The following is a 22,931-nucleotide window of genomic DNA, read 5'->3' as shown; positions in this document are numbered from 1 at the left end:
TCTTGCTGGTCCCGACCTGGGCCTCTACCCTCCATCTCATGAACACTCGATCGGGCACGACCCTGATGGGCGTCCGGGACCGGATCCTCGACGCGGCGCTCGACGAGTTCTTCGCGGCCGGTTTCCACGGCGCGACGATGCGCACCATCGCCAATCGTGCTGGTTGCAGCGCTGCGAACGTCTACAACCACTTCGAGAACAAGTCGGAGTTGCTCGTCGAGATCCTCCGGGCGGCCAGCGACGAGCAATTCACCGCCACGCGCAACGCGCTGCGCAAGGCGGGTACGGATCCCGCCGAGCGCTGGCGGGCCGCCGTGGTGGCGCACGCGCTGTTCACCGCCCGTAATCCGCGGGAGTGCCTGGTGGCGAACACCGAGCTCCGGTATCTCGGCGAGGTGGATCGCAAGCGGGTGGTCGGTTCGCGGGACGCGCAGGAGCAGCTGTTCGTCGAGATTGCCGAACAGGGTTCCCGGATAGGGATTTTCGATGTTCCGCACGTGCACCAGGCCGTGACCGCGGTCCTCACGATGTGCGCCGGTATCCCGCTGTGGTTCCGCCCGGACGGGCCGCTCGGCGCGGCCGAGGTGGCCGACGACTACGGCCGGTACGCGCTCAACCTGCTCGGATACCGCCCCGCCTGAACTCCGGCGTTGACGCCCGGGCGGGGGCGTGCTGTACTGGGTGAACAAGCGTTAATAACCAGATTCTGGTTCACCGAGGGAGTCCCCCATGACCCACCGGCCGTCGCAGCCCCGTACCGACACCCCGCGGTACCTCACCGAAGAGCGCCTCGCCGTCCGCGACCTCGCCCGTGACTTCGCCATGACGAAGGTGCTGCCCGTCGCCAACGAGCTCGACCCCGTCCAGGGCACCATCCCCGACTCGCTGAAGAAGGAGATGGCCGAGATCGGGTTCTTCGGCATCATGATCCCCGAGGAGCACGGCGGCCTCGGTCTCGGCGTGTTCGAGTACTGCCTGGTCGCCGAGGAGCTGTCCCGGGCCTGGATGAGCGTGTCCGGTCTCCTCGCCCGCGGCAACGGCATGGGCGGTGGCTTCACTCCCGAGCAGGAGGCCGCCCTGCTGCCGAAGGTGGCTCGCGGCGAATACCTCGGCGCGTACGCCCTGTCCGAGGCGGAGGCCGGCTCCGACGTCGCCAACATCTCCTGCCGGGCGACCCGCGACGGGGACGAATGGGTCGTCAACGGCACCAAGATGTGGTGCACCTACGCCGACGAGGCCGACTACCTGGTGCTGTTCGCCCGCACCGATCCGCACAAGGATCCGGCCAAGCCGCACCGCGGGATCAGCGCGTTCCTCGTCGAGAAGCAGCGCGGCGTGTTCCCGGAGGGAATCTCGGGCACCAAGGTCCGCAAGATCGGCTACTTCGGCTGGCACACCTGGGAGCTGTCGTTCGACAACTTCCGCATCCCCGCCGGCAAGATGCTCGGCGAGGAGGGCAAGGGTTTCTATCTCGCCGTCTCCGGGCTCGAGGTCGGCCGGGCCCACACCGCGGCCCGCGCGATCGGCCTCGCCCGTGCGGCCCTCGAGGACTCGATCGCCTACGTACACACCCGGCGCCAATTCGGCCGTCCCATCGGGGACTTCCAGCACCTGCGGTTCAAGATCGCGAAGATGGCGGCCGACATCGAGTCGGCCCGCCAGCTGATGTACTCCGTGGCCACCGACATCGACACCGGGCGGCGCTGCTCGCTCGAGGCGTCGATGTGCAAGCTCGTCGCCACCGAGATGGCCGAGCAGGTGACCAGCGAGGCCGTGCAGATCCACGGCGGTGCCGGCTACACCACGGACTTCCAGGTCGAACGACATTGGCGCGACGCCCGCCTGACGAAGATCTTTGAAGGCACCAGCGAGATCCAGATGCGCATCATCTCCGACGAGCTGCTCGGAAGGCCGGAAACCGCATGAGCACCACCGTGACCACCTCGCACACCGTCCGCGTCGGCGATCGCACCGCCGGCCCCGTCCGGATGGCCTCCGATCTGCTTTCCGAGTCCGGAATCGTCCTCCCCACCGGCACGTTCGCCCTCGGCACCGTGGCCGCCGAGCTGCTCACCCCGCGCGTGCCGGCCGCGCACCGCACGGGGTTGCGCTGGACGGCGATCGCGCCGGTCACGGCGGTGGACCGGATCTGGTCGGAGGCCGTCGTCACCCGCGTCGCGGGTCCCACCGCCGAGCGGTTCGTCCGCGTGCTCGACGCGACCGGCGCCGTGCGGGAGGAGGGCACCGAGACCTGGCGGCTCGCCACGCCATCCGAACCTGTTCCGGCACTGGACTTCTGCACTCCGGCCTGGGGTGAGCTGCTCCGTGACCACCTCGAGGCCGACTCCGCCTTCGGGTCCGCCCTGGCCACCTGGGACGGCACCGTCGGCCTGCGCTGCGGCGACCGGGAACTGCACCTGCGGATCTACCGCGGCCGCATCGTCGACGTCACGCGGCGCACCCCGCACGGGGCCACCTTCACGTTCGTCGCACCCGACCACACCTGGGTCGACCTGATCCTCGGCGCGCACGACGACTTCATGCGCCGCGCAATCGGCGGCGAATTCTCCTGCACTGGAGACGGATACGAGTACCTCCGGCTCACCAAACCGCTGAACCTGATCATCGGCCACGCCCGTGCCGTCGCGAGAAAGGCCCGCTCATGATCGAGGCCCGTTACCTGGACATCGACGGAGCCCTCGGATTCGTCGAGATCGTCACCCCCGCCGGCGAACACGCCCCCGACACGCTTCCCACCGTGCTGTGCATCCACACCGCCGGGCAGAGCGGGGTGCAGTGGCGGCACGTCGCCCACGACCTCGCGGCCCGCGGCTACCGCGTGCTCGTGCCCGACCTGCCGGGACACGGCCGATCCGAGCCCGCCCCGGACGGGCCGGTCACCAGCCTCACCACGTACGGCGACTGGCTCACCGCCCTGCTCGACGCGCTCGACGTGCACCGGCCGTACGTGCTCGGCTGCTCGATCGGCGGCAAGCTGACCCTCGAACTCGCCACCCGACCGGACCGGCCGCTCGCCGGCGCCGTCGCGATGGAGGCCGAGGCCGGCCCCGGCCGCGTCAATGTCTCGGGTCTGCGCCGCGAACTCGAGGACGTCGCCGGGCCGTCGCGCGCCGAACGCACCTATCTGGGCACCCTCGCCTCCGTCGGGCGTTCGGTACCCGCCGCGACGGCGCACCGGATCGCCCTCATGCACAAGCGGGAGGACCCGGAGATCTCGTCGTCCGACCTCATCGGCTGGGGCACCCACGACGTGCGCGACCGGCTGCCGCTGCTGACCTGCCCGCTCCACCTCGTCGTCGGGGCCGACGATCCGTGGCTCGACCCGGACGCCGTCGCGGACCTCGCCGTCCGGATCAACGACATCTCGCCGGGACGGGCGCGGTTCACCCGGCTCGACGGCGTCGGCCACTACCCCATGGAGGAGGTGGAGGGCTTCGCCGTCCTCGCCGACTCGTGGCTGACCGACCTGCGGGGCGCCACCGCGGAGGTGCTGTCGTGACCGCGACCACCACCTCCGGACTGGCCGCGTTCCTCGACGACCTCGTCGCCACCGATCCCGGTGCCGTCGCCACCTACGACGTCGCCGACGGGCGGCTGCTGATCTGCAGCAGGGCGGAGCTGCGGCGCCGCGTGCAGGTGGTGCGGGCCGAACTCGCGGCCGTCGGCGTCCGGCGCGGCCGGTGCATCGCGGTGCTGTTGCCCAACTGGTCCGACGCCCTCGTGTGGCAGTTCGCGGCCGCGGCGCTCGGCGCCCACGTGATCGGCGTGAACACCCGCTACAACACCGCCGAGGTGGCCCACATCCTCACCGCGGCGCGGCCGGCGGTCGTCGCCGTCGCGGCCGGCTTCCACGGCCTGGACCTGTTCGGCACGCTCCGTGCCGCCTCGGAGGTCGCCGCGGTGCCGGCTCCCGCGGTCGCGGTCGTCGCCGGACCCGGCGGGGGATCCGCCGATCCGGCCCCCTTCGACCTCGGCGCCGGGTCCTGGTGCGCGGGCGGCGGCGACACCCGCGGCGTGCGCGCCCCGGACACGCCCGACACCGCGACGCTCACGCCCGCCGGCGCGGAGGACGATCCGGCGGACCCGCTGGCCGTCGCGTTCACCACGTCCGGCTCCACCGGAACCCCCAAGCTCGCCGCCCACCGCGACTCGGCGATCGTGCGGCACGCTCGCGCCGACGCCGCGATCATGCGGGTCGAGCCCGGCGACGTCGCGCTGTGCGTGCTGCCGGTCTCCGGGGTGTTCGGCTACAGCACCGCCATGGCCGCGCTCGCCGGCGGTGCCGCGCTGCTGATGGAGCCGGTCTTCGATGCCGCGGCGACCCTGCGCCGCATGGAACAGCTGTACGTCACGCACGTCGTCGGGGGCGACGACCTGTTCGGCCGGCTCCACGACACGTGGCACGCCGAGATGCGCGCCGACCTGTCGGCGCTGAAGTGGCTCGGCATCGCCGACTTCCTCGGCCGCTCGCACGAGATCGCCCGCTGGGCGCGCGACGAGTTCGGCGCCCACACCTCGGGCGTGTTCGGGTCGTCCGAGGTGTTCGCGCTGGCGTTGCTGTGGTCGGCCGGCGACCCGGAGTCGGTGCGCTGGAACGGCGGCGGCCGCCCGGTCGACCCGTCGGTCGACGTCCGCATCGCCGACCCGCTCGACGACCGTGTCCTCCCGGACGGGGAACAGGGCGAGCTGCAGGTGCGCGGCCCCAACGTCGTCGACGCCTACCTCGGCAACCCCGATGCCGCCCGCCGCGCATTCACCGCCGACGGCTGGTTCCGCAGCGGCGACCTCGCCGTCGCGACCGGAGACGGCGGCTACACCTACGTGTGCCGGATGGGAGACGTGCTGCGGCTGCGGGGGTTTCTCGTGGACCCGGCCGAGATCGAGCACCGTCTCGCCGAACACCCCGGGGTGCGGACCGCGAAGGTCGTCGGCATCACCGGCGAGGGCGGCTACACCCGGGCGGTGGGGTTCGTCGTCCCCGTCGAGGACGCCGTCGAGTTCGATGCGGCATCGCTGAAGGCGTGGTGCGCCGAGACGCTGGCCGCGTTCAAGGTGCCGGCGACGATCCACGTGATCGAGACGATGCCCACGACGGTGGGCGGCAACGGCACCAAGATCCGCGCCGTGGAACTGCGTGAGTGGGCGCAGCAATGGACCGACCGCGAAAGGGACTTCAGACGTGACCGCAACTGATGTGACCGCAACCGATGTGGTGATCTGCGAACCGCTGCGCACACCGGTGGGCCGGTACGGCGGGGCGTTCGTCGACGTCCCCGCCACCGACCTCGCCGCCGGGGTGATCTCGGAACTGCTGGCGCGCACGGGCATCGACCCGGAGTCGGTGGACGACGTGATCTTCGGCCAGTGCTATCCCAACGGCGAGGCCCCCGCGATCGGCCGCGTCGCCGCGCTCGACGCGGGCCTGCCGGTGACGGTGCCGGGCCTGCAGCTCGACCGCCGGTGTGGGTCCGGGCTGCAGGCCGTGCTCGACGCGGCGATGCGCGTGCAGACCGGCGTCGCCGACGTCGTGATCGCCGGTGGCGTCGAATCCATGAGCCGCGCCGAGTACTACACCGAATCGATGCGGTGGGGTGCCAAGGGGGCTCCGGCCGCCCTGCACGACCGCCTCGCCCGCGGCCGGGTCACCGCCGGCGGCCGTCACCATCCCGTCCCCGGCGGGATGCTCGAGACCGCCGAGAACCTGCGCCGCAAGTACGGCATCGGCCGACGCGAACAGGACGAGCTGGCCGTCGAATCGCACCGGCGCGCGGTGGCCGCCATCGAATCCGGGGTGTTCGCGCAGGAGATCGTGCCGGTGGCGGTGCCTCAGCGCAAGGGCGACGACCGCATCGTGGACCGGGACGAGCATCCGCGCGCGGACGCCTCCGTCGACACCCTCGCGAAACTGCGGCCGATCATGGCGGCGCAGGATCCGGAGGCGACGGTGACCGCGGGCAACGCCAGCGGTCAGAACGACGGTGCCGCAGCCTGTCTCGTCACCACCCGCGCGCAGGCGGACCGCCTGGGCCTGCGTCCCCTGGGCCGGTTGGTGACCTGGGCGGTGGCCGGCGTCGCGCCGGCGGAGATGGGCATCGGCCCGGTGCCGTCCACCGAGAAGGCCCTGAAGCGCGCCGGCCTGACGCTCGCCGACATCGACCTGATCGAACTCAACGAGGCGTTCGCGGCGCAGGCACTCGCGGTGACCCGTGAATGGAACTTCGGGACAACCGATTTCGAGCGGACGAACGTCAACGGTTCGGGAATCTCGCTCGGCCACCCGGTCGGGGCGACCGGCGTGCGCATCCTCGCCACGTTGCTGCGCGAACTGGATCGTCGCGGGGCGCGCTACGGCCTCGAGACGATGTGCATCGGTGGCGGGCAGGGGCTGACGGCGATCTTCGAAAGGGCCGCATGACGACCCGGCCGCTCGAGGGGATCCGCGTCGTCGACCTGTCGAGCTTCGTCGCCGGTCCGACCGCCGGGCGCATCCTCGCCGAGCTCGGTGCCGACGTGGTCCGTGTCGATCCGGTCGCCGGCGCGGTCGACGGCGGGCGGTGGCCCCTCGCGGAGTCGGGGGCGAGCCTGTACTGGACGGGGTTGAACCAGGCGAAGCGGTCCGTCGCGGTGGACCTGCGCAGTGCGGACGGTCGTGCCGTCGTCACCGAGCTGATCGCCCGGTCCGGGGTGGTGCTCGAGAACGCGGCCCACGCACCGTGGCTCGCCCACGAGGTGCTCGCCGCGCGACGACCCGACCTGATCCACCTGCACATCGCCGGCAATGCCGACGGCACCCCCGCCGTGGACTACACGGTCAACGCCGCTGTCGGGCTGCCTCTCATGACCGGGCCCGTCGATGCTGCGGCCCCGGTGAACCACGTGCTCCCGGCCTGGGACCTGATCACCGGGGTGCAGGCGGCCCTCGGCATCGTCGCCGCGCTGCGCAGGCGGGACCGCACGGGGGAGGGCGCGTACCTCGAGCTCGCGCTCGAGGACGTCGCGGTGTCTGCGGTCGCGAGCATGGGCTGGCTGGCCGAGGCCGAGGAACGCGGCTCGGCCCGCGATCGGCAGGGCAACGCGCTCTACGGCAGCTACGGGTCCGACTTCGCCACGGCGGACGGCCGCGCCGTCATGGTTGTCGGCCTCACCCCCGCACAGTGGCGATCGCTCGTCGAGGTCACCGGCACCGCCGAGGTCTTCGCGGCGCTCGAACGGCACCGCGGGCTGCGGTTCGCCGACGAGGGTGACCGCTACGCCGCGCGCGACGAGATCACGGCGATCCTGCGTCCGTGGTTCGCGGCGCGCACGCTCGCCGAGATCGAGAAGGAACTGTCCGGCAGCCGGGTGCTGTGGGCGCCGTACCGGACCATGGACGAGGTGGCCGCCCGCGAGTACGCGGTGATCGAACGCGTCGAGCAGCCCGGCGTCGGCCCGGTGCCGACGGCGCGCTCCCCGTTGCGCTGGGACGGGACGTACACCGAGGCGCGCCCGGCGCCGCGCCACGGGCAGCACACCCGAGAGGTACTCGAAGAACTCGGTCTCTCCCCCGAGCGTGGAGACGAACCCGGCGGAGCGCGCTGACCGCGGCCGTGTCGAGTGCGCTGAGCGCCGTTCGGTCCGGTGACGAGTCCGGTCACTCCTCGGCGAAACCGCCGAAGAACAGCGCAACGAGCACGTCGGTGAACTCGTCGGTGGTGTATCCGTCCCGTCCCGGCCAGTGCATGCTCGCCCACAGCGCGTCCCGCACCGTGCGGTAGAAGACCTCGGCGGGGATGTCGGAGCGGAAGCTGCCGTCGGCGACGCCGGTGGCGATCGTGGTCAGCCAGTAGTCGCGCACCGTGCGCGACGGTGCGTCGACGACGTCGAGCAGGCCGTTGTCGCGCAGGTACTGCCGGTTCTGCTGGTAGATCGCCGTCGGATGGGGATGCTCCTCGATCACGACGAGGGTCTGGTGGATCAGGCCGCGCACAGTCTCGCGGGGACTCGTCGAGGTCTCCACGACGCGCCGGAAGCGCTGGTCGATGTCGGCCATGAAGCCGCTGAGGATCTCGGCGACGAGTGCATTCTTGGATCTGAAGAAGTGGTACAGGCTGCCGGAGAACACTCCGGCGCGTTCGCCGATGTCGCGGACCGTCGTCGGCCCGATCCCCTTGGTTGCGAAGAGTTCGGCCGCGAGCCGCATGATCTCGTCGCGTCGGTCCGACGTCATGGTCACCTCACCTTCCGATTCGCCGGTTCGGCGCGAGTCTTCCGCCCTCTGTTCCAACTGAGTGGGAGTGGGCAGTCCTGGCGGGGCGCCCGCGCCTACCGTACTGCACCAAGCGCTTGCTCAAGAAAGGTGGTGCGGACATGCCGACGCTGGAACAGGAGTTGGAACGCGAGTTCGAACAGTACGTCGGGAAGGTGGCCGAGCCCGCCCGGGTGGCCCGGTACGCCGTCGACGAGGCGATGATCCGGAACTGGGTTGAGGCCCACGACGACTACAACCCCGTCTACGTCGACCGGGACGCGGCCCGCGCGACCGGACGACCGGACGTGGTGTGCCCGCCCGCGATGATCTCGACGTGGGTGATGGCCGGCTACCGCCGCTGGCGCGAGGTGCAGCGGCTGCGCGCCGAAGGACGGACCGAGGACTTCGCCTACTCCGCGCTGATGACACTGCTGGACCGGCACGGTTTCACCTCCGTCGTCGCCACCAACGCCGAGCAGGACTATCACCGCGAACTCGTCCCGGGCGACCACGTCACCGCGCACTTCACCATCGAGTCGATCTCCCCGGTCAAGCACACCGGCCTGGGCCGCGGCTGCTTCGTCACCCTGCACAAACGCTACGAGAACCAGCATGGCGAACTGCTCGTCGAGGAGCGGTTCCGATTGCTCCGCTTCAACCCGAACACCACCGAGGAGGCGTGATGACGGCCGTTCCCAGGTTGACCGTCACCCAGGACAACGAGTTCTGGTTCGCAGCCGCCCGCGAGGGCCGGCTCGAGATCCAGCGCTGCAGCGACTGCGGCGCGCTCCGGCATCCGCCGGGACCGGCGTGCCCGAAGTGCCGCTCCTTCAAGTGGGACACCGTCGAGTCGTCGCGCCGCGGCACCCTGCACAGCTGGACCGTGATCCACCACCCGAAGGACCCGTCCTTCGACTATCCCCTCGCGGTCGGGCTGATCGACCTCGAGGAGGGCATCCGGATCGTCGCCGACATCGCCGGGGTCGAGCACGACCGGCTGCAGATCGGGATGGAGCTCGAGGTCGGCTTCGCCGAGCACGCACACGGCGAAATCCTTCCGCAGCTGCGCCTTCCGGGCGGGGGTGCCGCATGAGTCTGCCACCGGTCGTCGTCGGCACCGAGCTGCCGGCACTGGATCTGCCGCTCGATCGCAGCACCATCGTCGCCACCGCCCTCGCCTCCCAGGACTTCGAGGACGTGCACCACGATCCGGGGGCAGCCGAAAAACGCGGCACGCCGGACATCTTCATGAGCATCAACTCGACGAACGGGTTCGTCGACCGCTACATCACCGACTGGGCCGGGCCGACCGCCCGCATCCGCCGCGTCGCACTGCGGCTGGGCGTCCTCAACTTTCCCGGCGACATCATGCGCCTGACCGGGACGGTGACCCGCGTCGACGCCGGCGCCGTGACCGTCGAGGTTCTCGGCCGTAACGCCCGAGGAACGCACGTGACCGCCGAGGTCACCGTCGCACCGTACGAAGGACAGACACGATGAGCGGCAGGATAATTCCCGGCGGGGGCTTCGCCCGCAGGGCGGCGATCGCCGGCATCGGCGCCACCGAATTCTCCAAGAACTCCGGGCGCAGCGAATGGCAACTGGCCTGCGAGAGTGTGCTCGCCGCGCTCGAGGATGCACAGATCGGCGTCGAGGAGGTGGACGGCTTCGCACTGTTCACGATGGAGACCAACCCCGAGATCGCGGTCGCCCGCGCACTCGGCATCCCCGAACTGACGTTCTTCAGCCGCATCCCGCACGGCGGCGGCGGCGCATGCGCACCCGTGCAGCAGGCGGCGCTCGCCGTCGCGAGCGGTGTCGCCGACGTCGTGGTCGTCTACCGGGCCTTCAACGAACGTTCCGGCACCCGGTTCGGCGCCGGCCCGCCGCCGTTCGCCTACACGGCCAACACCGATCAGGAATACCGCAACTGGATCAATCCCTACGGGCTGCTCACCCCCGCCCAGCAGGAGGCGTTCCTCGCCCGGCGCTACATGCACAAGTACGGCGCGACCAGCGCCGACTTCGGCCGCGTCTCCGTGCTGTCGCGCAAGCATGCCGCAAACAACCCCAAGGCATGGTTCTACGAGCGGCCCATCACCCTCGACGAGCACCAGAACTCCCGGATGATCGCCGACCCGCTGCGGCTGCTCGACTGCTGCCAGGAGAGCGACGGCGGACAGGCCCTGGTGATCGTCAGCACCGAGCGGGCCCGCGACCTGCCGCACCCGCCGGCCGTCGTCTCCGCCGCCGCGCAAGGCGTCGGGCCGCAGCAGATCTCCATGAGCAGCTACTACCGCGAGGACATCGACGAGATGCCCGAGGTCGAGCTGGTGGCACGGCAGCTGTGGGATCAGGCCGGCATCGATCCGGACGACATCGACGCCGCAATCCTCTACGACGCGTTCACCCCGATGGTGCTGCTGCAACTCGAGGAGTACGGGTTCTGCGCCCGCGGTGAGGCCAAGGACTTCATCGCGGACGGCAACCTCGAACTCGACGGCCGTCTGCCCGTCAACACCCACGGCGGACAACTCGGCGAGGGATACATCCACGGCGTCAACGGAATCGCCGAGGGCGTGCGGCTGATCCGCGGCACGTCGGTGAACCAGCCCGGCAAGGACGTGGCGAACGTTCTGGTCACGGGCGGCTCCCCGGTGCCGCACAGCGCACTCGTGCTCTCCACCGACAACTGACCGACCACCCATCCAGAGGAAGTCCCGACATGACCGAACGCATCACCTATGCCCGCGCCACCCACGGCGAGGACGAAATCCGAGCGGTGGTCGACGTCCTGCGCAGCGGCCATCAGGGGCTGCGCATCGGCAAGAACGTCCTCGAGCTCGAACGCCGCATCCCCGAGCTGTCCGGGAAACAGTACGGCGTGATGTGCAACTCCGGATCCTCCGGCCTGTACCTCGCGGTCGAGCTGCTCGATCTGCCGAAGGGCAGCGAAGTCATCACCTCGCCGCTGACCTTCTCCACCGACGTCGCGCCCCTCGTGCGCGCCGGCCTGATACCGGTCTTCGTCGACGTCGAACCGAACACGTTCAACATCGACGTCACCAGGATCGAGGCGATGGTCACCGACCGGACCCGCGCCGTGCTCATCCCGAACCTCGCCGGCAACTGCCCGGACTGGGACGCGATCCGGGCCGTCGCCGACCGGCACGACCTGAGGGTGATCGAGGACACCTGCGACACCCTCGGCGCCCGGCTGCGCGGCACGCCCACCGGCGCGCGCGCCGACCTGACCGTCACCAGCTTCTCCATGGCCCACATCATCACGTGTGCCGGCACCGGCGGCATGGTCATGATGGACGACGAGCAGACCCGCGATCGCGCACTCCTGCTGCGCCGGTGGGGACGTCGATCCGAGCCGAACCTGTTCGGCAACGGACGTGGACGCGTCTTCCGGGAGGATCTGGACGGGGTCGACTACGACAACGACTTCATCTTCGACCTGCTGCCGTGGAACTTCGAGCCGTCCGAACTCGGCGCCGCCTACGGTGTCGTGCAGCTGAACAAGCTCGCGCAGAACTACGAGCGGCGCCGCAAGACCTTCGCGGAGTTCACCGCCGCGTACGGCGCCTACCCCGAGTTCTTCAGCACGCCGGTGGAGACCGACGAACTCGACACCGCCTGGTTGTGCTATCCCGTCACGGTCACCGCCGACGCCCCGTTCTCCCGTAGCGACCTGCAGGAATTCGTCGACGCGCAGGGCATCGACACGCGAACCGTGTGGAGCGGCAACATCACCCGCCACCCGATGATGGCGGGCGTCGAGCACCGCGTGCCGGACGAAGGCCTGCCCGAGGCCGATGCGGTGTTCGAGCGCGGCATGACGCTCGGCATGAGCCACGGGCTGTCCGACGAGGAGGTCACCCGCGTGACCGACGCGGTCCACGCCTTCGCCGCGAAGTGGAGGTGACCGCCGTGCCGTCTCGTTTCCCCGGCCGCATCTGCGACAGCCTCGGCCTCGTCGACGAATTCGGGCGCGAGGTCCGCGGGCTCGACAATCGGCAGTGGACCCGGGTGCAGGTGCCCGCATGAAGCCCGTGATCGTCGACGCCGCACGCACCCCCTTCGGCAAGCGCGACGGCTGGATCTCCGGTCTGCACGCCGCCGAGTTGCTCGGTCTCGCGCAACGCGGCGTGCTCGACCGGCTCGACCTCGATGCCACCCTCGTCGAGCAGGCCGTCGGCGGGTGTGTCACCCCGATCGGGGAGCAGTTCGGCAACATCACCCGCACCGCGTGGATGCACGCCGGTCTGCCGTCCCACACCGGGACCACCACCATCGACGCCCAGTGCGGCACCGCGCTGCAGGCGGTGCATCTCGTCGCCGGGCAGATCGCGCTCGGCACCCTCGAGGTCGGCCTGGCGTGCGGCGTCGAACTGATGTCGCGGGTCCCGCTCACCTACAAGGTCGGCACCGGCGCCGGCACCCCGCGGCCGGCGTCGTGGTCGGTGGACACCCCCGACCAGTACACGGCGGCCGATCGCATCGCCCGGCACCGCGGCTTCTCCCGCGAGGACCTCGACGCGTTCGGCCTGCGGTCGCAGCAGCGGGCGCGCGACGCCTGGGACGCCGGGTGGTTCGACCGGCAGATCATCCCCGTCGCCGTCCCGAGCGACGACGGCGACACCACGGTCACCCGGGACCAGGGACTGCGCGAGACCGGCATGGAGGCGCTCGCGCGGTTGCGTGCCACGATCGAGGGCGGTCTCCATACCGCCGGCACCTCGTCGCAGGTGTCCGACGGGGCGAGCGCCGCGGTCCTGATGTCCGAGGACAGGGCACGTGAACTCGGTGCGGCGCCGCGGGCCCGGCTGCTCGCGCAGTGCGTCATCGGCGGCGACACCGAGTTCATGCTCGACGGCCCGGTGGCCGCGGCGCAGGTGCTGTTCGACCGCACCGGGATGACGGTCGCCGACGTGGACCTGTTCGAGGTCAACGAAGCCTTCGCGGCCGTGCCGATGTCGTTCGCCCAGGTGCACAAGGTCGACCCGGACGTGCTCAACGTCGGCGGCGGTGCCATCGCCCTCGGTCACCCGGCCGGCGCCACCGGAATCCGGCTGCTGGCCACCGCGATCGACGAACTCGAACGCCGGGACCGGCAGGTCGCGATGATCGCCATCTGCGCGTCGGCTGCCACCACGTGCATGATTCTGGAACGGATGTAAGTCATGGCCATTGCACTCGACGCCGACCATCGCGACCTTGCCGACTCCGTCGCGGGCCTCGCCCGTCGCCATGCCCCGATCGAACGCACCCGCGCCGCGTTCGCCGACCTGGCGGCGGGCAAGCGGCCCGAGATCTGGGATGCGTGCATCGCGCAGGGCCTGCACGCCCTGCACCTGCCCGAGGAGCACGGCGGCGGTGGGGCGGGACTGCCGGAACTCGCGGTCGTGGCCGAGCAGCTCGGCCGCGCCCTGGTACCCGGGCCATGGGTGCCCACCGTCGTGGCCGGCGCGCTGACCGCCACCCTCCCGGCCGAGGGCACCGCGGCGGAGTTGCTGCGGCGGTTCGCCGACGGAGCGACCGGTGCCGTCGTCACCACCCCCGGTCTCGTCGCGATCACGTCGGGGCGGGGATGGACGGTCACCGGTGTCTCCGAGCCGGTGCTCGGGTTGCCCGGCGCCGACGAGGTGATCGTGCGCGCCACCGCCGACGGCGCGCCCGTGTGGTTCCGGCTCCCGCCCGCGGCCGGAGAGGTCGAGCTCGCCGACGGCGTGGACCCCACCCGCTCGGTGGGACGACTGCGACTGTCCGGAGCGGCGATCACGCCCGAGCACCTGCTCCCGGCGATCGACGACGACGACGTGCAGCTGATCGTCAACACCGTGCTCGGCGCCGAGGCGGCCGGGCTTGCGGCGTGGGCGCTGGACACCGCCGTGGACCACGTCCGCAACCGGCACCAGTTCGGCCGCCCGGTGGGCAGCTTCCAGGCCGTGCAGCACAAGGCTGCGATGATGCTGGTGCGTAGCGAGATCGCCTGTGCCGCAGCGTGGGACGCGGCCCGGTCGGTGCAGCAGGGCCGGGAGCAGCAGCGGCTCGCGGCGGCGCAGGCAGGACTGACGGCAGTGCCGGCGGCCGTCGACGTGGCGCTCGAATGCGTCACCCTGCTCGGCGGTCTCGGCTTCACCTGGGAACACGACGCGCACCTGTACTGGCGACGGGCACTGTCGATCGCCTCCGTCGCCGGCCCGGAGGACGTCTGGGCACGCCGGCTCGGTGAGCTCGCACTGTCGGACGAGCGCGACTTCTCCTTCGTCGAGGCCGATGCGCTACCCGAGCTGCGCGCGCAGGTCGGCGCCGTCCTCGACGAGGTACGGGCACTGCCGGACGACGCGGTGCACAGCGACGGATGGGCTCCGGCGCGAGGCGGGGCACGTCGCGCCCGCCTCGCCGAGGCCGGTCTCGTCGCGCCGCACTATCCCCGGCCGTACGGGCTGGCCGCCGGACCGCAGGAGCAGGCCGTGATCGCGGACGAATTCGCGCGCCGCGGCCTCGAACAGCCGACCACCGTCATCGGCGAGTGGGCCCTGCCCACCCTGCTGCTGCACGGCAGCGAGGACCAGCAGCGCCGCTTCGTCGCGCCCACCCTGCGCGGCGAGATCGTCTGGTGCCAGTTGTTCAGCGAACCGGGCGCCGGCTCGGACCTGGCCGGGTTGTCCACCCGGGCCCGCAAGGTGGACGGCGGCTGGATCCTCACCGGACAGAAGGTGTGGAATTCGATGGCGCACGAGGCGGATTGGGGTATCTGCCTGGCCCGAACCGATCCCGATGTGCCCAGGCACGAGGGCATCTCGTACTTCCTCGTCGACATGCGCAGCGACGGGCTCGACGTGCGGCCGCTGCGGCAGGCGACCGGGCGCGCGGAGTTCAATGAGGTGTTCTTCGACGACGTCTTCGTCCCCGACGACTGTCTGGTCTCCGAACGGGGGCAGGGCTGGCGCCTCGCGGTGACCACGCTCGCCAACGAACGGCTCAGCATGGGCGCACAGCTCGCGCACGGCGCGGCCGCGCGGGTGCGCGACCTCGTCGAGTCGGGCCGCTACGCCGCCGGCCGCGACGACGCGCTGCGCGTCCTCGGCCGCAACACCGGCCGCGAGATGGCCCTGTCGGCGATGAACCTGCGCAGCGTGCTGCGACGGTTGTCCGGTCTCGACGCCGGCGCGGAGATCAGCGTCCAGAAGGTCTTCAGCGCCCTCGCCCAACGCGACGGCTCGCGCGGGCTGGTCTCGCTGCTCGGCCCGGTCGGCGCCGTCGACGACGACGGCCACATGCTCGACCACATCGGCCTGCCCGCGGTGCTGTTCGGCGGCGGCACCATCGAGATCCAGCTCAACGTGATCGCCCGTCGCGTGCTGGGACTGCCGCGCTGACACCGAATCCATCACACGAACCTGGAGGGGCCATGCACCCGGAACTGTCCGACAACTCACGTCGGCTCCGCACCGAACTGCGCAACTACTTCGCCGAGATCATCGACGACGACGACCGGCGCGCACTCGTCGACCAGACCGAGGGCGGTCCCGTGTTCGACCGCATCCTGCGGCGGATGGGCCGCGACGGGTGGCTCGGTCTCGGCTGGCCCACCGAATACGGCGGCCGGGGAGAGGATCCCGAGGCCCTGTACGTGTTCTACGACGAGGTGATCCGCGCCGGCGCACCGCTGTCGCTCGTCACCCTCAACACCGTCGCGCCGGCGCTGATGAAGCACGGTACCCAGGCGCAGAAGGACTTCTTCCTACCGCCGATCCTGGCGGGCGAACTCATCTTCGCCATCGGCTACACCGAACCGAACGCGGGCACCGACCTCGCCTCGTTGCAGACCCGCGCCCGCATCGAGGGCGACGAACTGGTCATCAACGGCAACAAGATCTTCACCAGCGCCGGGGTCTACGCGGACTGGATCTGGCTGGCCGTCCGGACCGATCCGGACGCGCCGCGGCACGAGGGCATCTCGGTGGTGCTGGTACCGACGTCGGCGGCCGGGTTCTCGGTGACCGAGATCCACACCGTCGGTGGCATCAGCACCTCCGCCACCTACTACGACGACGTCCGCGTGCCGCTGACCAACGTCGTCGGCGAGCTGAACCAGGGCTGGGGCCTGATCACCAACCAGCTCAACCACGAGCGGGTGGCGCTCGCCGCCCGCGGTGGCATCGCGAACGAGTTGTACGACGCCGTCCTGGCCTGGGCGCAGTCCGAGCCCCTGGGCGCCGGGACGGTCTACGACCTGCCCTGGGTGCGCGCCAATCTGGCGGAGACGTACGCGCTGCTCAGCGCCGCCGACCTCGTCAACCTCCGGCTCGTCGCGGACGTCGCCGCGAACACCCTCGGCGGCGGTGATTCCGCGGCGGCGAAGATCTTCGGCACCGAGGCGGTCGTCACCGCCTACGGCAAGATGCAGGAGATCCTCGGCGTGCGGGGTCTGCTCCGGCCCGGCAGCCCCGGTGCCGTCCTCGAGGGGCGCGTCGAAACCCTGGCGCGCAGAGCCCAGAACAACACCTTCGGCGGCGGCACCAATGAAGTGATGCGCGAGATCGTCGCCGCCAAGTGCCTCGGCATGACGCTCGCCGCCCGTCGCCGCACCGATGCCCCCACCAGCACGAGGAGCTGACATGGATTTCGAACTCGACGACGACCTGACGAGTGTGCAGGACCTGGCGTCCCAGCTCTTCCGGCAGCTCGCGCCGGTCGACCGGGTTGTCGAGGTGGAGAAGAACGAGGGCGGCTTCGACGCGAAGCTGTGGAGTGCCCTGGCCGACGCCGGTCTGCTCGGCATCGCGGTGCCGGAGGAGTCCGGTGGCGCCGGGATGGGCCTGCTCGGCCTGATCACGGTGCTCGAACAGCAGGGCCGGCACGTGGCGCCGGTCCCGCTGTGGTCGGTGACGGCGGCCGCATCGGCGATCGTCCGTTTCGGCACGGCCGAACAGGTCGAACGCCTGGTCCCCGGCATCGTGGACGGATCCCGACCCGTCGTCGCGGCGTTCGACGCGCCCTACGGTGAACTCACCTCGCTGTCGGCGGTGAGCAAGGGCGACGACCTGGTCGTCAGCGGAACCGTCGCCGGTGTGCCCGCCGCAGCCGTGGCCGCCGCGACGATCGTTCCGGTCCGGTGCGACGACGGGTCGCTCGCCGTCGCGGTGATACCGACCGGGGCGGACGGTGTCACGGTGGAACCGGTCGCCGCAACCGACCGCGGCAGCCTCGCCCACGTCCGGTTCGACGACGTCGTCGTGCCCGCGTCCGATCGCCTGCCGGGCGACGGCGCGGAGACGGTCACCTGGGTGCGCCGCCGGATCCAGCTCGCGCTCGCCGCGGTGCAGCTGGGCGTGTGCGGGCAGGCGCTGAAGACGACGGCCGAATACACCTCGCAGCGAATCCAATTCGACCGTCCGCTGTCGACCAACCAGGCGGTGGCGGTGCGGGCCGCAGACGCCTACCTCGACACCGAGGCGATCCGGCTCACCACCCGGAGGGCGGCGTGGCTGCTCGACGCCGGACGGGAGCAGGAGGCCGAATCCGCGGTTCTCGTCGCCACATGGTGGGCGTCGCGCGGCGGTCTGCGGGTGGTGCACGCGACGCAGCACCTGCACGGCGGTATCGGTGCGGACGTGGACTACCCGATCCACCGCTACTTCCTGTGGGGACGGCAATTGTGCTTCACCCTCGGCGGTGCGGACGCCACCGCGGCCGAGCTGGGAGACGTCCTCGGATCCGCACCAGCAATCGGGGCACCCGCATGACGAACGCCGGGCAGCTCGTCACCGGCGCGAGCCGCGGCACCGGCCGGGCGACCGCTCGAGATCCACTTCGGCGCGGACGAGGCGCGCCCGGCTGGTCGCGAACGCCCTGCACGAGGGCCCGCCCGACAGCGTGCACGGCGGGTTCAGCGCTCACCTGCTGGGCTGCATGCTCAGCACCCGCATGCAGGCACGGGGCAGTCGTTCGCTGACGGCGTCGCTCGACCTGCGCTACCTGCGGCGCACGCCGCTCGACGAGGCGCTGGATCTGTATTCGCGGATCGTCGAGATCGAGGGCCGGAGAACCGTCGCCGGGGGTTGGATCGAATGCCGCGGTGAGCGCACGGTCGAGGCGCGGGGAGTGGTCGTCCGCGTCGAGGAATGACCGGTTCCGTCGACGGAAAAGTGTGCAGGCAGCTCGAATTCGCGGCGCGCCGGACGACCTCCGGCGCGCCGCCACGTTCTAGTTCACGACACCCACGTGCGTTCGGTGCGACAGACGGGTCCGCGCGGTGGAACCGGGCCGGCCGGGTGTGAGCATCCGCGAGGTGCGGCGCGCGGTGGCCCAGACCATCGGTGCGATGTGGGCGAGTTCGACCGTTCCGCGGCACGCCACCGAGATCGCACCCACGACGCCGTCGGGACCGACGACCGGTGCGGCGACCGCGCTGATGGACATGGGGCACGCGTGGCCGGGCACGAACGCGAGACCCTGCCGCTGGCGCACCCGGTTCAGACGGTCGTGCAGTGTCGACAGGTCGGCCCGGGACCGTACGTGCGGTCCGGCCGTCATGAGGGCGTCGACCTTCTCCGGCTCGAGACCGGCGAGCAGCGCCCGTCCGCTGACGGTACTCTCGGCCGGCAGCCGGGCCGCGACCTGGGAGGGGATGCCCGCGCTCGCCGTGCCCCCGATCCGGTCGAGGAAATAGACGGACGAGCCTTCGAGCACCGTCAGGTGCGCGACTCCGCCGGTGCCGATCTGCAGGTCGTTGAGCATCCCCGCGGCTGCGGCGCGCAGCTGCGAGTAGTCCCGCGGTCGGGCCATCGTCTGCATCCGCAGACCGGGGCCGTATCCGCGGGAGTCGTGTTCGACCCAGTGAAGGTCGACGAGCTGGGTGAGCAGGCGGAAGGCGGTCGAGCGGGGCAATCCGGTGGCGGCCGTGATCTCCTCGAGGAACATCCGGTCGGGACCGGATGCGAACACGTCGAGGATCTGGGTGAACCGTTCCGCCACGCTGGGGCGTTGCTCGCGCGGCATGTCCGACGTCGGAATCGAGTCACTACGCGTCACTGTCAATGTCTGGCCTCCTTCGGTGCACTTTACCTAGCATTTGCTTGGTGCGCTATGCGGAATGCGGTGCGCTCCCGTCAGGCGGGAACGGGCCGTGTCTACTGTGACTGCTCTGATGTGATGCGCTCGTACAGAATCGAGGCGTTGCAGCCGCGGCGACAATTCCGCACCGGATGGTTCCCGGCGGTGCGTCGAACCGGACGGCAGGCGTCGCATGCTGCACACAGCGGAGGTGGACGGTGGAGACATTCACGGACGTGCTGCTCGCGCGGCGAGGCGACCCGAAAGTCGGACTGCGTTTCGAGGGGAGGGACTGGACCTGGGACGAGGTGGTGTCCGAAAGCGCCTGTAGAGCAGCCGCTCTCGAGGCGATCGTGACCGCCCCGGCCGGTCGGCAACGCCACGTCGGGGTCCTGCTGGACAACGTGCCCGATTTCGTGTTCTGGATAGGAGCCGGGGCGCTCGCCGGCGCCGTCGTAGTCGGAATCAACGCCAGCCGCGGCGGGCCCGAGATCGCTCACGACATCGCCCACGCGGACGTCGACCTCCTCGTCACCGAGAACCGGCTCGCGCACCTGGTCCACGGTGAGGAGCACGGCCTTGCGGTAGAGCGGATCCTGAACGTCGACTCGGACTCCTACGCCGAACTGCTCGCACCGTTCCGCGGCGTGGAGCCGCCCGCCGCGACACCGTCGCCTGAGCAACTTGCCCTTCTGCTGTTCAGTTCGGGATCGACCGGGGCGCCCAAGGCGGTCGTCGTCGGCCAGGGGCGACTCGGCCGGCTGATCGACGTTCTCGTCGACCGGACACAGATGCGCCGGGACTCGGTCGCCTACCTGTGCATGCCCTTGTTCCACGGCAATGCGCTCATGCTCAACCTGGGCACGGCGATGCGCGTGGGGGCCACGGTGGCGATGGTCCGCAAGTTCTCCGCCTCGCGTTTCGGGGACGACATCCACCGGTACGGCGCGACGTTCGTCAACTACGTCGGCCGGGCCCTGTCCTACGTGCTGAGCCGGCCCGAGGATCCCCGGGACCGGACGGGCACACTGGAACTGGCGTTCGGCACCGAGGCCTCCGAGGCCGACGTCACGCGTTTCGCCGAGCGATTCGGCTGCACGGTGATCGAGGGTTACGGCCTCAGTGAGGGAGTGTTCCGGATCAACCGCACGCCCGGGACTCCGCCGGGCTCGCTGGGCCTGCCCGCCGGCGACGCCGACGTCCGGATCCTGGACGAGGCGACCGGACACGAATGCCCACGCGCCCGGTTCGACGCCACCGGCCGGCTGACGAACCCCGAGGCGGTGGGGCAGATCGTCGCGGTGGGGGCTGCCGGCATGTTCGAGGGCTACTACAAGAACCCGGGGGCGATGGCGGACCGCGTCCGGGGCGACGACTTCTGGTCCGGGGATCTCGGATACCGGGATGCCGACGGGTACTTCTACTTCGCCGGCCGCTCCTCCGACTGGCTACGGGTCGACAGCGAGAACTTCTCCGCGGCACCGATCGAACGGATTCTGCAGCGTCATCCGGCGGTCCTGTCCGCCCCGGTCTTCGCGGTGCCCGATCCGGTCACCGGCGACCAGGTCATGTGTGTACTCGAACTGTCGCCCGGCGCGCACCTGGACGGGCGACAGTTCGGTTCGTTTCTCGCCGCGCAACCGGACATGGGCGACAAGTGGTGGCCGCGGTTCGTGCGGATCGTCGAGCGAATCCCGTTGACAGGCAGCAACAAGGTGAACAAGGCGCCGTTGCGGTCCGCGGCGTGGCGCACCGACGATCCGGTCCTGGTCCGGGTGGGACGAACCAGCGAGTACGTTCCGTTCGGCGAGGACGCGCGGGACCGCTACGAGGCCGAGTTCGTCGCGCACGGCCGGGCGGGACTGCTTCCGGCCCGATCGGTGGCCACAACCCCGGTCGCCTGACCGGAACGACGGCACCCCGAGCCGGGCGGGGCGATCGGCGAAGTACCCGGAGACCTGCGCCTCGAGTTCGTCGCCGGTGCCCGGGGAGCGGCCCGCTCGGTGCTCGGGGGGGAGCGGCCCGCTCAGTGCCCGGGCGTCCGGTACGCGGCGTTGCGATGCACCGCGTCGTCCATCTCCTGCGGGGTGAGCAGCCGGATCGGCACGGAACGCGCGATGCCGGACGCCCGGGTGCGGAACTCGAGCGTGGCCACGGCGAGGTCGTCGGGCACCTCCCCGATGACGTAGAGGTCGTGCCCGCCGAGTGCGAAGTGCACGGACTCGACGCTGCCGCCCACGCTCTCGACCATCTCGGTGATGGCGGAACTACGGACGGAACCACCCTCGGAGAGCAGTCCCTGCGCGCCCTCCGGGGTGTAGGTGACCTGCCACAGGTACTTCGGCATGTTCTCAGCTCCTCGGCTGTCGGACCATTCCATGGTCGGGCTCGTGGACCCTCCCATCGTCGGCCCGGAGGCCCTGTCGCGGGATGGTTTCCGCCGGAACCGGCGTAGGTTCGTGATCGAACATCCGCCACCGTCCGCCGAGGAAAGGACCACGCCGTGCCCGAAGCCCCGCTGCCGCAGGCCGTCGCCGAGATGCTGGCCCAGCCGAATTACGCCACGATCAGCACGTTGCGCGCCGACGGACATCCGGTGTCGGTGCCCACCTGGTATCTGTTCGAGAACGGCCGCATCCTGGTCAACATGGACGCCGGTCGCACCCGCCTCGGGCACCTGCGGCGCGATCCCCGGGTCAGTCTCAGCGCCATGGACCCGACGGACTGGGTGACGCACGTGAGCATCCAGGGCCGGGTCACCGAGTTCGCCGACGACCCGGAACTGACCGACATCGACCGGATCGCGCGGCACTACACCGGCAAGCCGTACGGGGTGCGCAACCGGCCGCGGGTGAGTGCCTGGATCGACATCGACCGCTGGCACGCGTGGGGCCGGCTCAAGGACGTCGCCTGAGCCGGCCCCGGGCGGCCGGGCTCACACGAGCCCGGCCGCCTTGGCCACCTTGCGGATCTGGAAGGAAAGGACGATCAGCAGCACGCCGAAGAGGATCGCGTAGATGCCGAGCAACCAGATCAGGCTGATGATGCCGCTGCCCGGGAAGATCAGCAGCACGACGCCGAGCAGGACGGCGAGGATCCCGGCGAACAGCGACCATCCCCACCCGGAGTTCGGTACCTTCCGGAAGCTCAGCGCACCGATGATGCCGGTGACGCCGAAGAGGATCGCATAGAACGCGATGATGTACAGCACCACGAGCGCGGTGGCCGCCGGCCAGACGAGGGCGACGATGCCGGCGGCGATGGAGACCAGGCCCATCGCGAGCCACCAGCCCCAGCCGTCGAGGCGGGCCCGGTCACGAATCGAGTGGTAGACGAGCACCACGCCGTCGACGATGGCATAGATGCCGAACACCACCACCAGGGCCCAGACGGTGATCCCGGGCCACACCAGGGCGACCACGCCGAACAACACGGCGAGGATGCCGCGGATCAGCACCAACCACCACATCTGTTTGAACAGGGGACTGAACTGATCGTTTGCGGTGAAAGCTCTCTCGGACACGGCCACTCCTAGGATGCGGTCTCGTAGTTCGGGCACAGCGTAGGCCCGTGCCGCGCCCGGCGCCCGCCGAATGACGATCCGATTCCCAGT

23 protein-coding genes are annotated in these 22,931 nt (G+C 70.7%); 19 read left to right on the top strand and 4 right to left on the bottom strand.

From position 1 onward, the window contains the following. Positions 1-38 precede the first annotated feature (38 nt). From HFP48_RS25835 to HFP48_RS25805, 7 genes are all read left to right on the top strand, one after another. Entirely contained in the window at positions 39-641 is a 603-nt protein-coding gene (locus HFP48_RS25835) for a TetR/AcrR family transcriptional regulator (RefSeq protein WP_029546592.1), read from the top strand. An 88-nt stretch (positions 642-729) separates the two neighbouring features. Then, on the top strand, positions 730-1,926 hold the full coding sequence (locus tag HFP48_RS25830; protein ID WP_168580287.1) for an acyl-CoA dehydrogenase family protein: 1,197 nt from the start codon (positions 730-732) through the stop codon (positions 1,924-1,926). After that, the gene (locus HFP48_RS25825) at positions 1,923-2,666 is read left to right on the top strand and encodes a hypothetical protein (protein WP_168580286.1); all 744 of its coding nucleotides are present in this window, start codon (positions 1,923-1,925) and stop codon (positions 2,664-2,666) included. The genes HFP48_RS25830 and HFP48_RS25825 overlap by 4 nt, the downstream gene beginning before the upstream one ends. Further along, positions 2,663-3,520: an alpha/beta hydrolase gene (locus HFP48_RS25820; protein ID WP_168580285.1), complete on the top strand. Its 858-nt coding sequence runs from the start codon at positions 2,663-2,665 to the stop codon at positions 3,518-3,520. Before HFP48_RS25825 ends, HFP48_RS25820 begins: the two co-directional genes overlap by 4 nt. Continuing rightward, positions 3,517-5,214 (top strand): AMP-binding protein, encoded by a 1,698-nt coding sequence (locus HFP48_RS25815; RefSeq protein ID WP_168580284.1) that lies wholly within the window; start codon positions 3,517-3,519, stop codon positions 5,212-5,214. Before HFP48_RS25820 ends, HFP48_RS25815 begins: the two co-directional genes overlap by 4 nt. Beyond that, the gene (locus HFP48_RS25810; RefSeq protein WP_006941705.1) at positions 5,201-6,436 is read left to right on the top strand and encodes an acetyl-CoA C-acetyltransferase; all 1,236 of its coding nucleotides are present in this window, start codon (positions 5,201-5,203) and stop codon (positions 6,434-6,436) included. The genes HFP48_RS25815 and HFP48_RS25810 overlap by 14 nt, the downstream gene beginning before the upstream one ends. Next, entirely contained in the window at positions 6,433-7,599 is a 1,167-nt protein-coding gene (locus tag HFP48_RS25805) for a CoA transferase (RefSeq protein WP_043803132.1), read from the top strand. Before HFP48_RS25810 ends, HFP48_RS25805 begins: the two co-directional genes overlap by 4 nt. 52 nt (positions 7,600-7,651) lie before the next feature. Here the strand turns inward: HFP48_RS25805 and HFP48_RS25800 are convergent, their stop codons facing one another. Then, entirely contained in the window at positions 7,652-8,227 is a 576-nt protein-coding gene (locus tag HFP48_RS25800; protein ID WP_006941703.1) for a TetR/AcrR family transcriptional regulator, read from the bottom strand. Positions 8,228-8,367: 140 nt separating this feature from the next. Here HFP48_RS25800 and HFP48_RS25795 point away from each other — a divergent pair, with 140 nt between their 5' ends. From HFP48_RS25795 to HFP48_RS25750, 10 genes are all read left to right on the top strand, one after another. Beyond that, on the top strand, positions 8,368-8,931 hold the full coding sequence (locus HFP48_RS25795; protein WP_006941702.1) for a MaoC family dehydratase N-terminal domain-containing protein: 564 nt from the start codon (positions 8,368-8,370) through the stop codon (positions 8,929-8,931). Further along, a complete protein-coding gene (locus HFP48_RS25790; RefSeq protein WP_043803139.1) occupies positions 8,931-9,341 on the top strand; it encodes a Zn-ribbon domain-containing OB-fold protein in 411 nt (136 codons plus the stop codon). Before HFP48_RS25795 ends, HFP48_RS25790 begins: the two co-directional genes overlap by 1 nt. Continuing rightward, positions 9,338-9,748 (top strand): MaoC/PaaZ C-terminal domain-containing protein, encoded by a 411-nt coding sequence (locus HFP48_RS25785; RefSeq protein ID WP_168580283.1) that lies wholly within the window; start codon positions 9,338-9,340, stop codon positions 9,746-9,748. Before HFP48_RS25790 ends, HFP48_RS25785 begins: the two co-directional genes overlap by 4 nt. Then, positions 9,745-10,944 carry a lipid-transfer protein gene (locus HFP48_RS25780; protein WP_043803147.1) on the top strand — a complete coding sequence of 400 codons (1,200 nt, stop codon included), beginning with the start codon at positions 9,745-9,747 and terminating at the stop codon, positions 10,942-10,944. Before HFP48_RS25785 ends, HFP48_RS25780 begins: the two co-directional genes overlap by 4 nt. A gap of 29 nt (positions 10,945-10,973) precedes the next feature. Beyond that, positions 10,974-12,179 carry a DegT/DnrJ/EryC1/StrS family aminotransferase gene (locus HFP48_RS25775; RefSeq protein ID WP_168580282.1) on the top strand — a complete coding sequence of 402 codons (1,206 nt, stop codon included), beginning with the start codon at positions 10,974-10,976 and terminating at the stop codon, positions 12,177-12,179. A gap of 118 nt (positions 12,180-12,297) precedes the next feature. Further along, positions 12,298-13,434 carry a steroid 3-ketoacyl-CoA thiolase gene (locus HFP48_RS25770; RefSeq protein ID WP_029546581.1) on the top strand — a complete coding sequence of 379 codons (1,137 nt, stop codon included), beginning with the start codon at positions 12,298-12,300 and terminating at the stop codon, positions 13,432-13,434. 3 nt (positions 13,435-13,437) lie between these two features. Further along, entirely contained in the window at positions 13,438-15,639 is a 2,202-nt protein-coding gene (locus HFP48_RS25765) for an acyl-CoA dehydrogenase (RefSeq protein WP_168580281.1), read from the top strand. Positions 15,640-15,671: 32 nt separating this feature from the next. After that, the gene (locus tag HFP48_RS25760) at positions 15,672-16,880 is read left to right on the top strand and encodes an acyl-CoA dehydrogenase family protein (protein ID WP_006941685.1); all 1,209 of its coding nucleotides are present in this window, start codon (positions 15,672-15,674) and stop codon (positions 16,878-16,880) included. A gap of 1 nt (position 16,881) precedes the next feature. After that, positions 16,882-18,009, top strand: a complete 1,128-nt coding sequence (locus tag HFP48_RS25755) for an acyl-CoA dehydrogenase family protein (protein WP_168580280.1) — start codon at positions 16,882-16,884, stop codon at positions 18,007-18,009. A 166-nt stretch (positions 18,010-18,175) separates the two neighbouring features. Then, the gene (locus tag HFP48_RS25750) at positions 18,176-18,391 is read left to right on the top strand and encodes a hypothetical protein (protein WP_246872479.1); all 216 of its coding nucleotides are present in this window, start codon (positions 18,176-18,178) and stop codon (positions 18,389-18,391) included. A 78-nt stretch (positions 18,392-18,469) separates the two neighbouring features. Here HFP48_RS25750 and HFP48_RS25745 read toward each other — a convergent pair whose 3' ends face one another. Further along, positions 18,470-19,297, bottom strand: a complete 828-nt coding sequence (locus HFP48_RS25745; RefSeq protein WP_230304361.1) for a helix-turn-helix domain-containing protein — start codon at positions 19,295-19,297, stop codon at positions 18,470-18,472. A gap of 239 nt (positions 19,298-19,536) precedes the next feature. Between HFP48_RS25745 and HFP48_RS25740 the strand changes: the two genes are divergently transcribed. Further along, positions 19,537-21,222, top strand: a complete 1,686-nt coding sequence (locus HFP48_RS25740; RefSeq protein WP_168580279.1) for an AMP-binding protein — start codon at positions 19,537-19,539, stop codon at positions 21,220-21,222. Positions 21,223-21,344: 122 nt separating this feature from the next. Here HFP48_RS25740 and HFP48_RS25735 read toward each other — a convergent pair whose 3' ends face one another. Continuing rightward, positions 21,345-21,665: a GYD domain-containing protein gene (locus HFP48_RS25735; RefSeq protein ID WP_006941680.1), complete on the bottom strand. Its 321-nt coding sequence runs from the start codon at positions 21,663-21,665 to the stop codon at positions 21,345-21,347. A 156-nt stretch (positions 21,666-21,821) separates the two neighbouring features. Between HFP48_RS25735 and HFP48_RS25730 the strand changes: the two genes are divergently transcribed. Next, positions 21,822-22,232: a PPOX class F420-dependent oxidoreductase gene (locus HFP48_RS25730; protein ID WP_006941679.1), complete on the top strand. Its 411-nt coding sequence runs from the start codon at positions 21,822-21,824 to the stop codon at positions 22,230-22,232. A gap of 21 nt (positions 22,233-22,253) precedes the next feature. Here HFP48_RS25730 and HFP48_RS25725 read toward each other — a convergent pair whose 3' ends face one another. Next, positions 22,254-22,847, bottom strand: a complete 594-nt coding sequence (locus tag HFP48_RS25725; RefSeq protein WP_037201226.1) for an HdeD family acid-resistance protein — start codon at positions 22,845-22,847, stop codon at positions 22,254-22,256. Positions 22,848-22,931 lie beyond the last annotated feature (84 nt).

Source organism: Rhodococcus sp. DMU1, from assembly GCF_012272955.1.
Taxonomy (GTDB): domain Bacteria; phylum Actinomycetota; class Actinomycetes; order Mycobacteriales; family Mycobacteriaceae; genus Rhodococcus; species Rhodococcus aetherivorans.
Note: the sequence above shows the minus strand (reverse complement) of the source record. Positions and strands in the feature narration are given on the sequence as shown.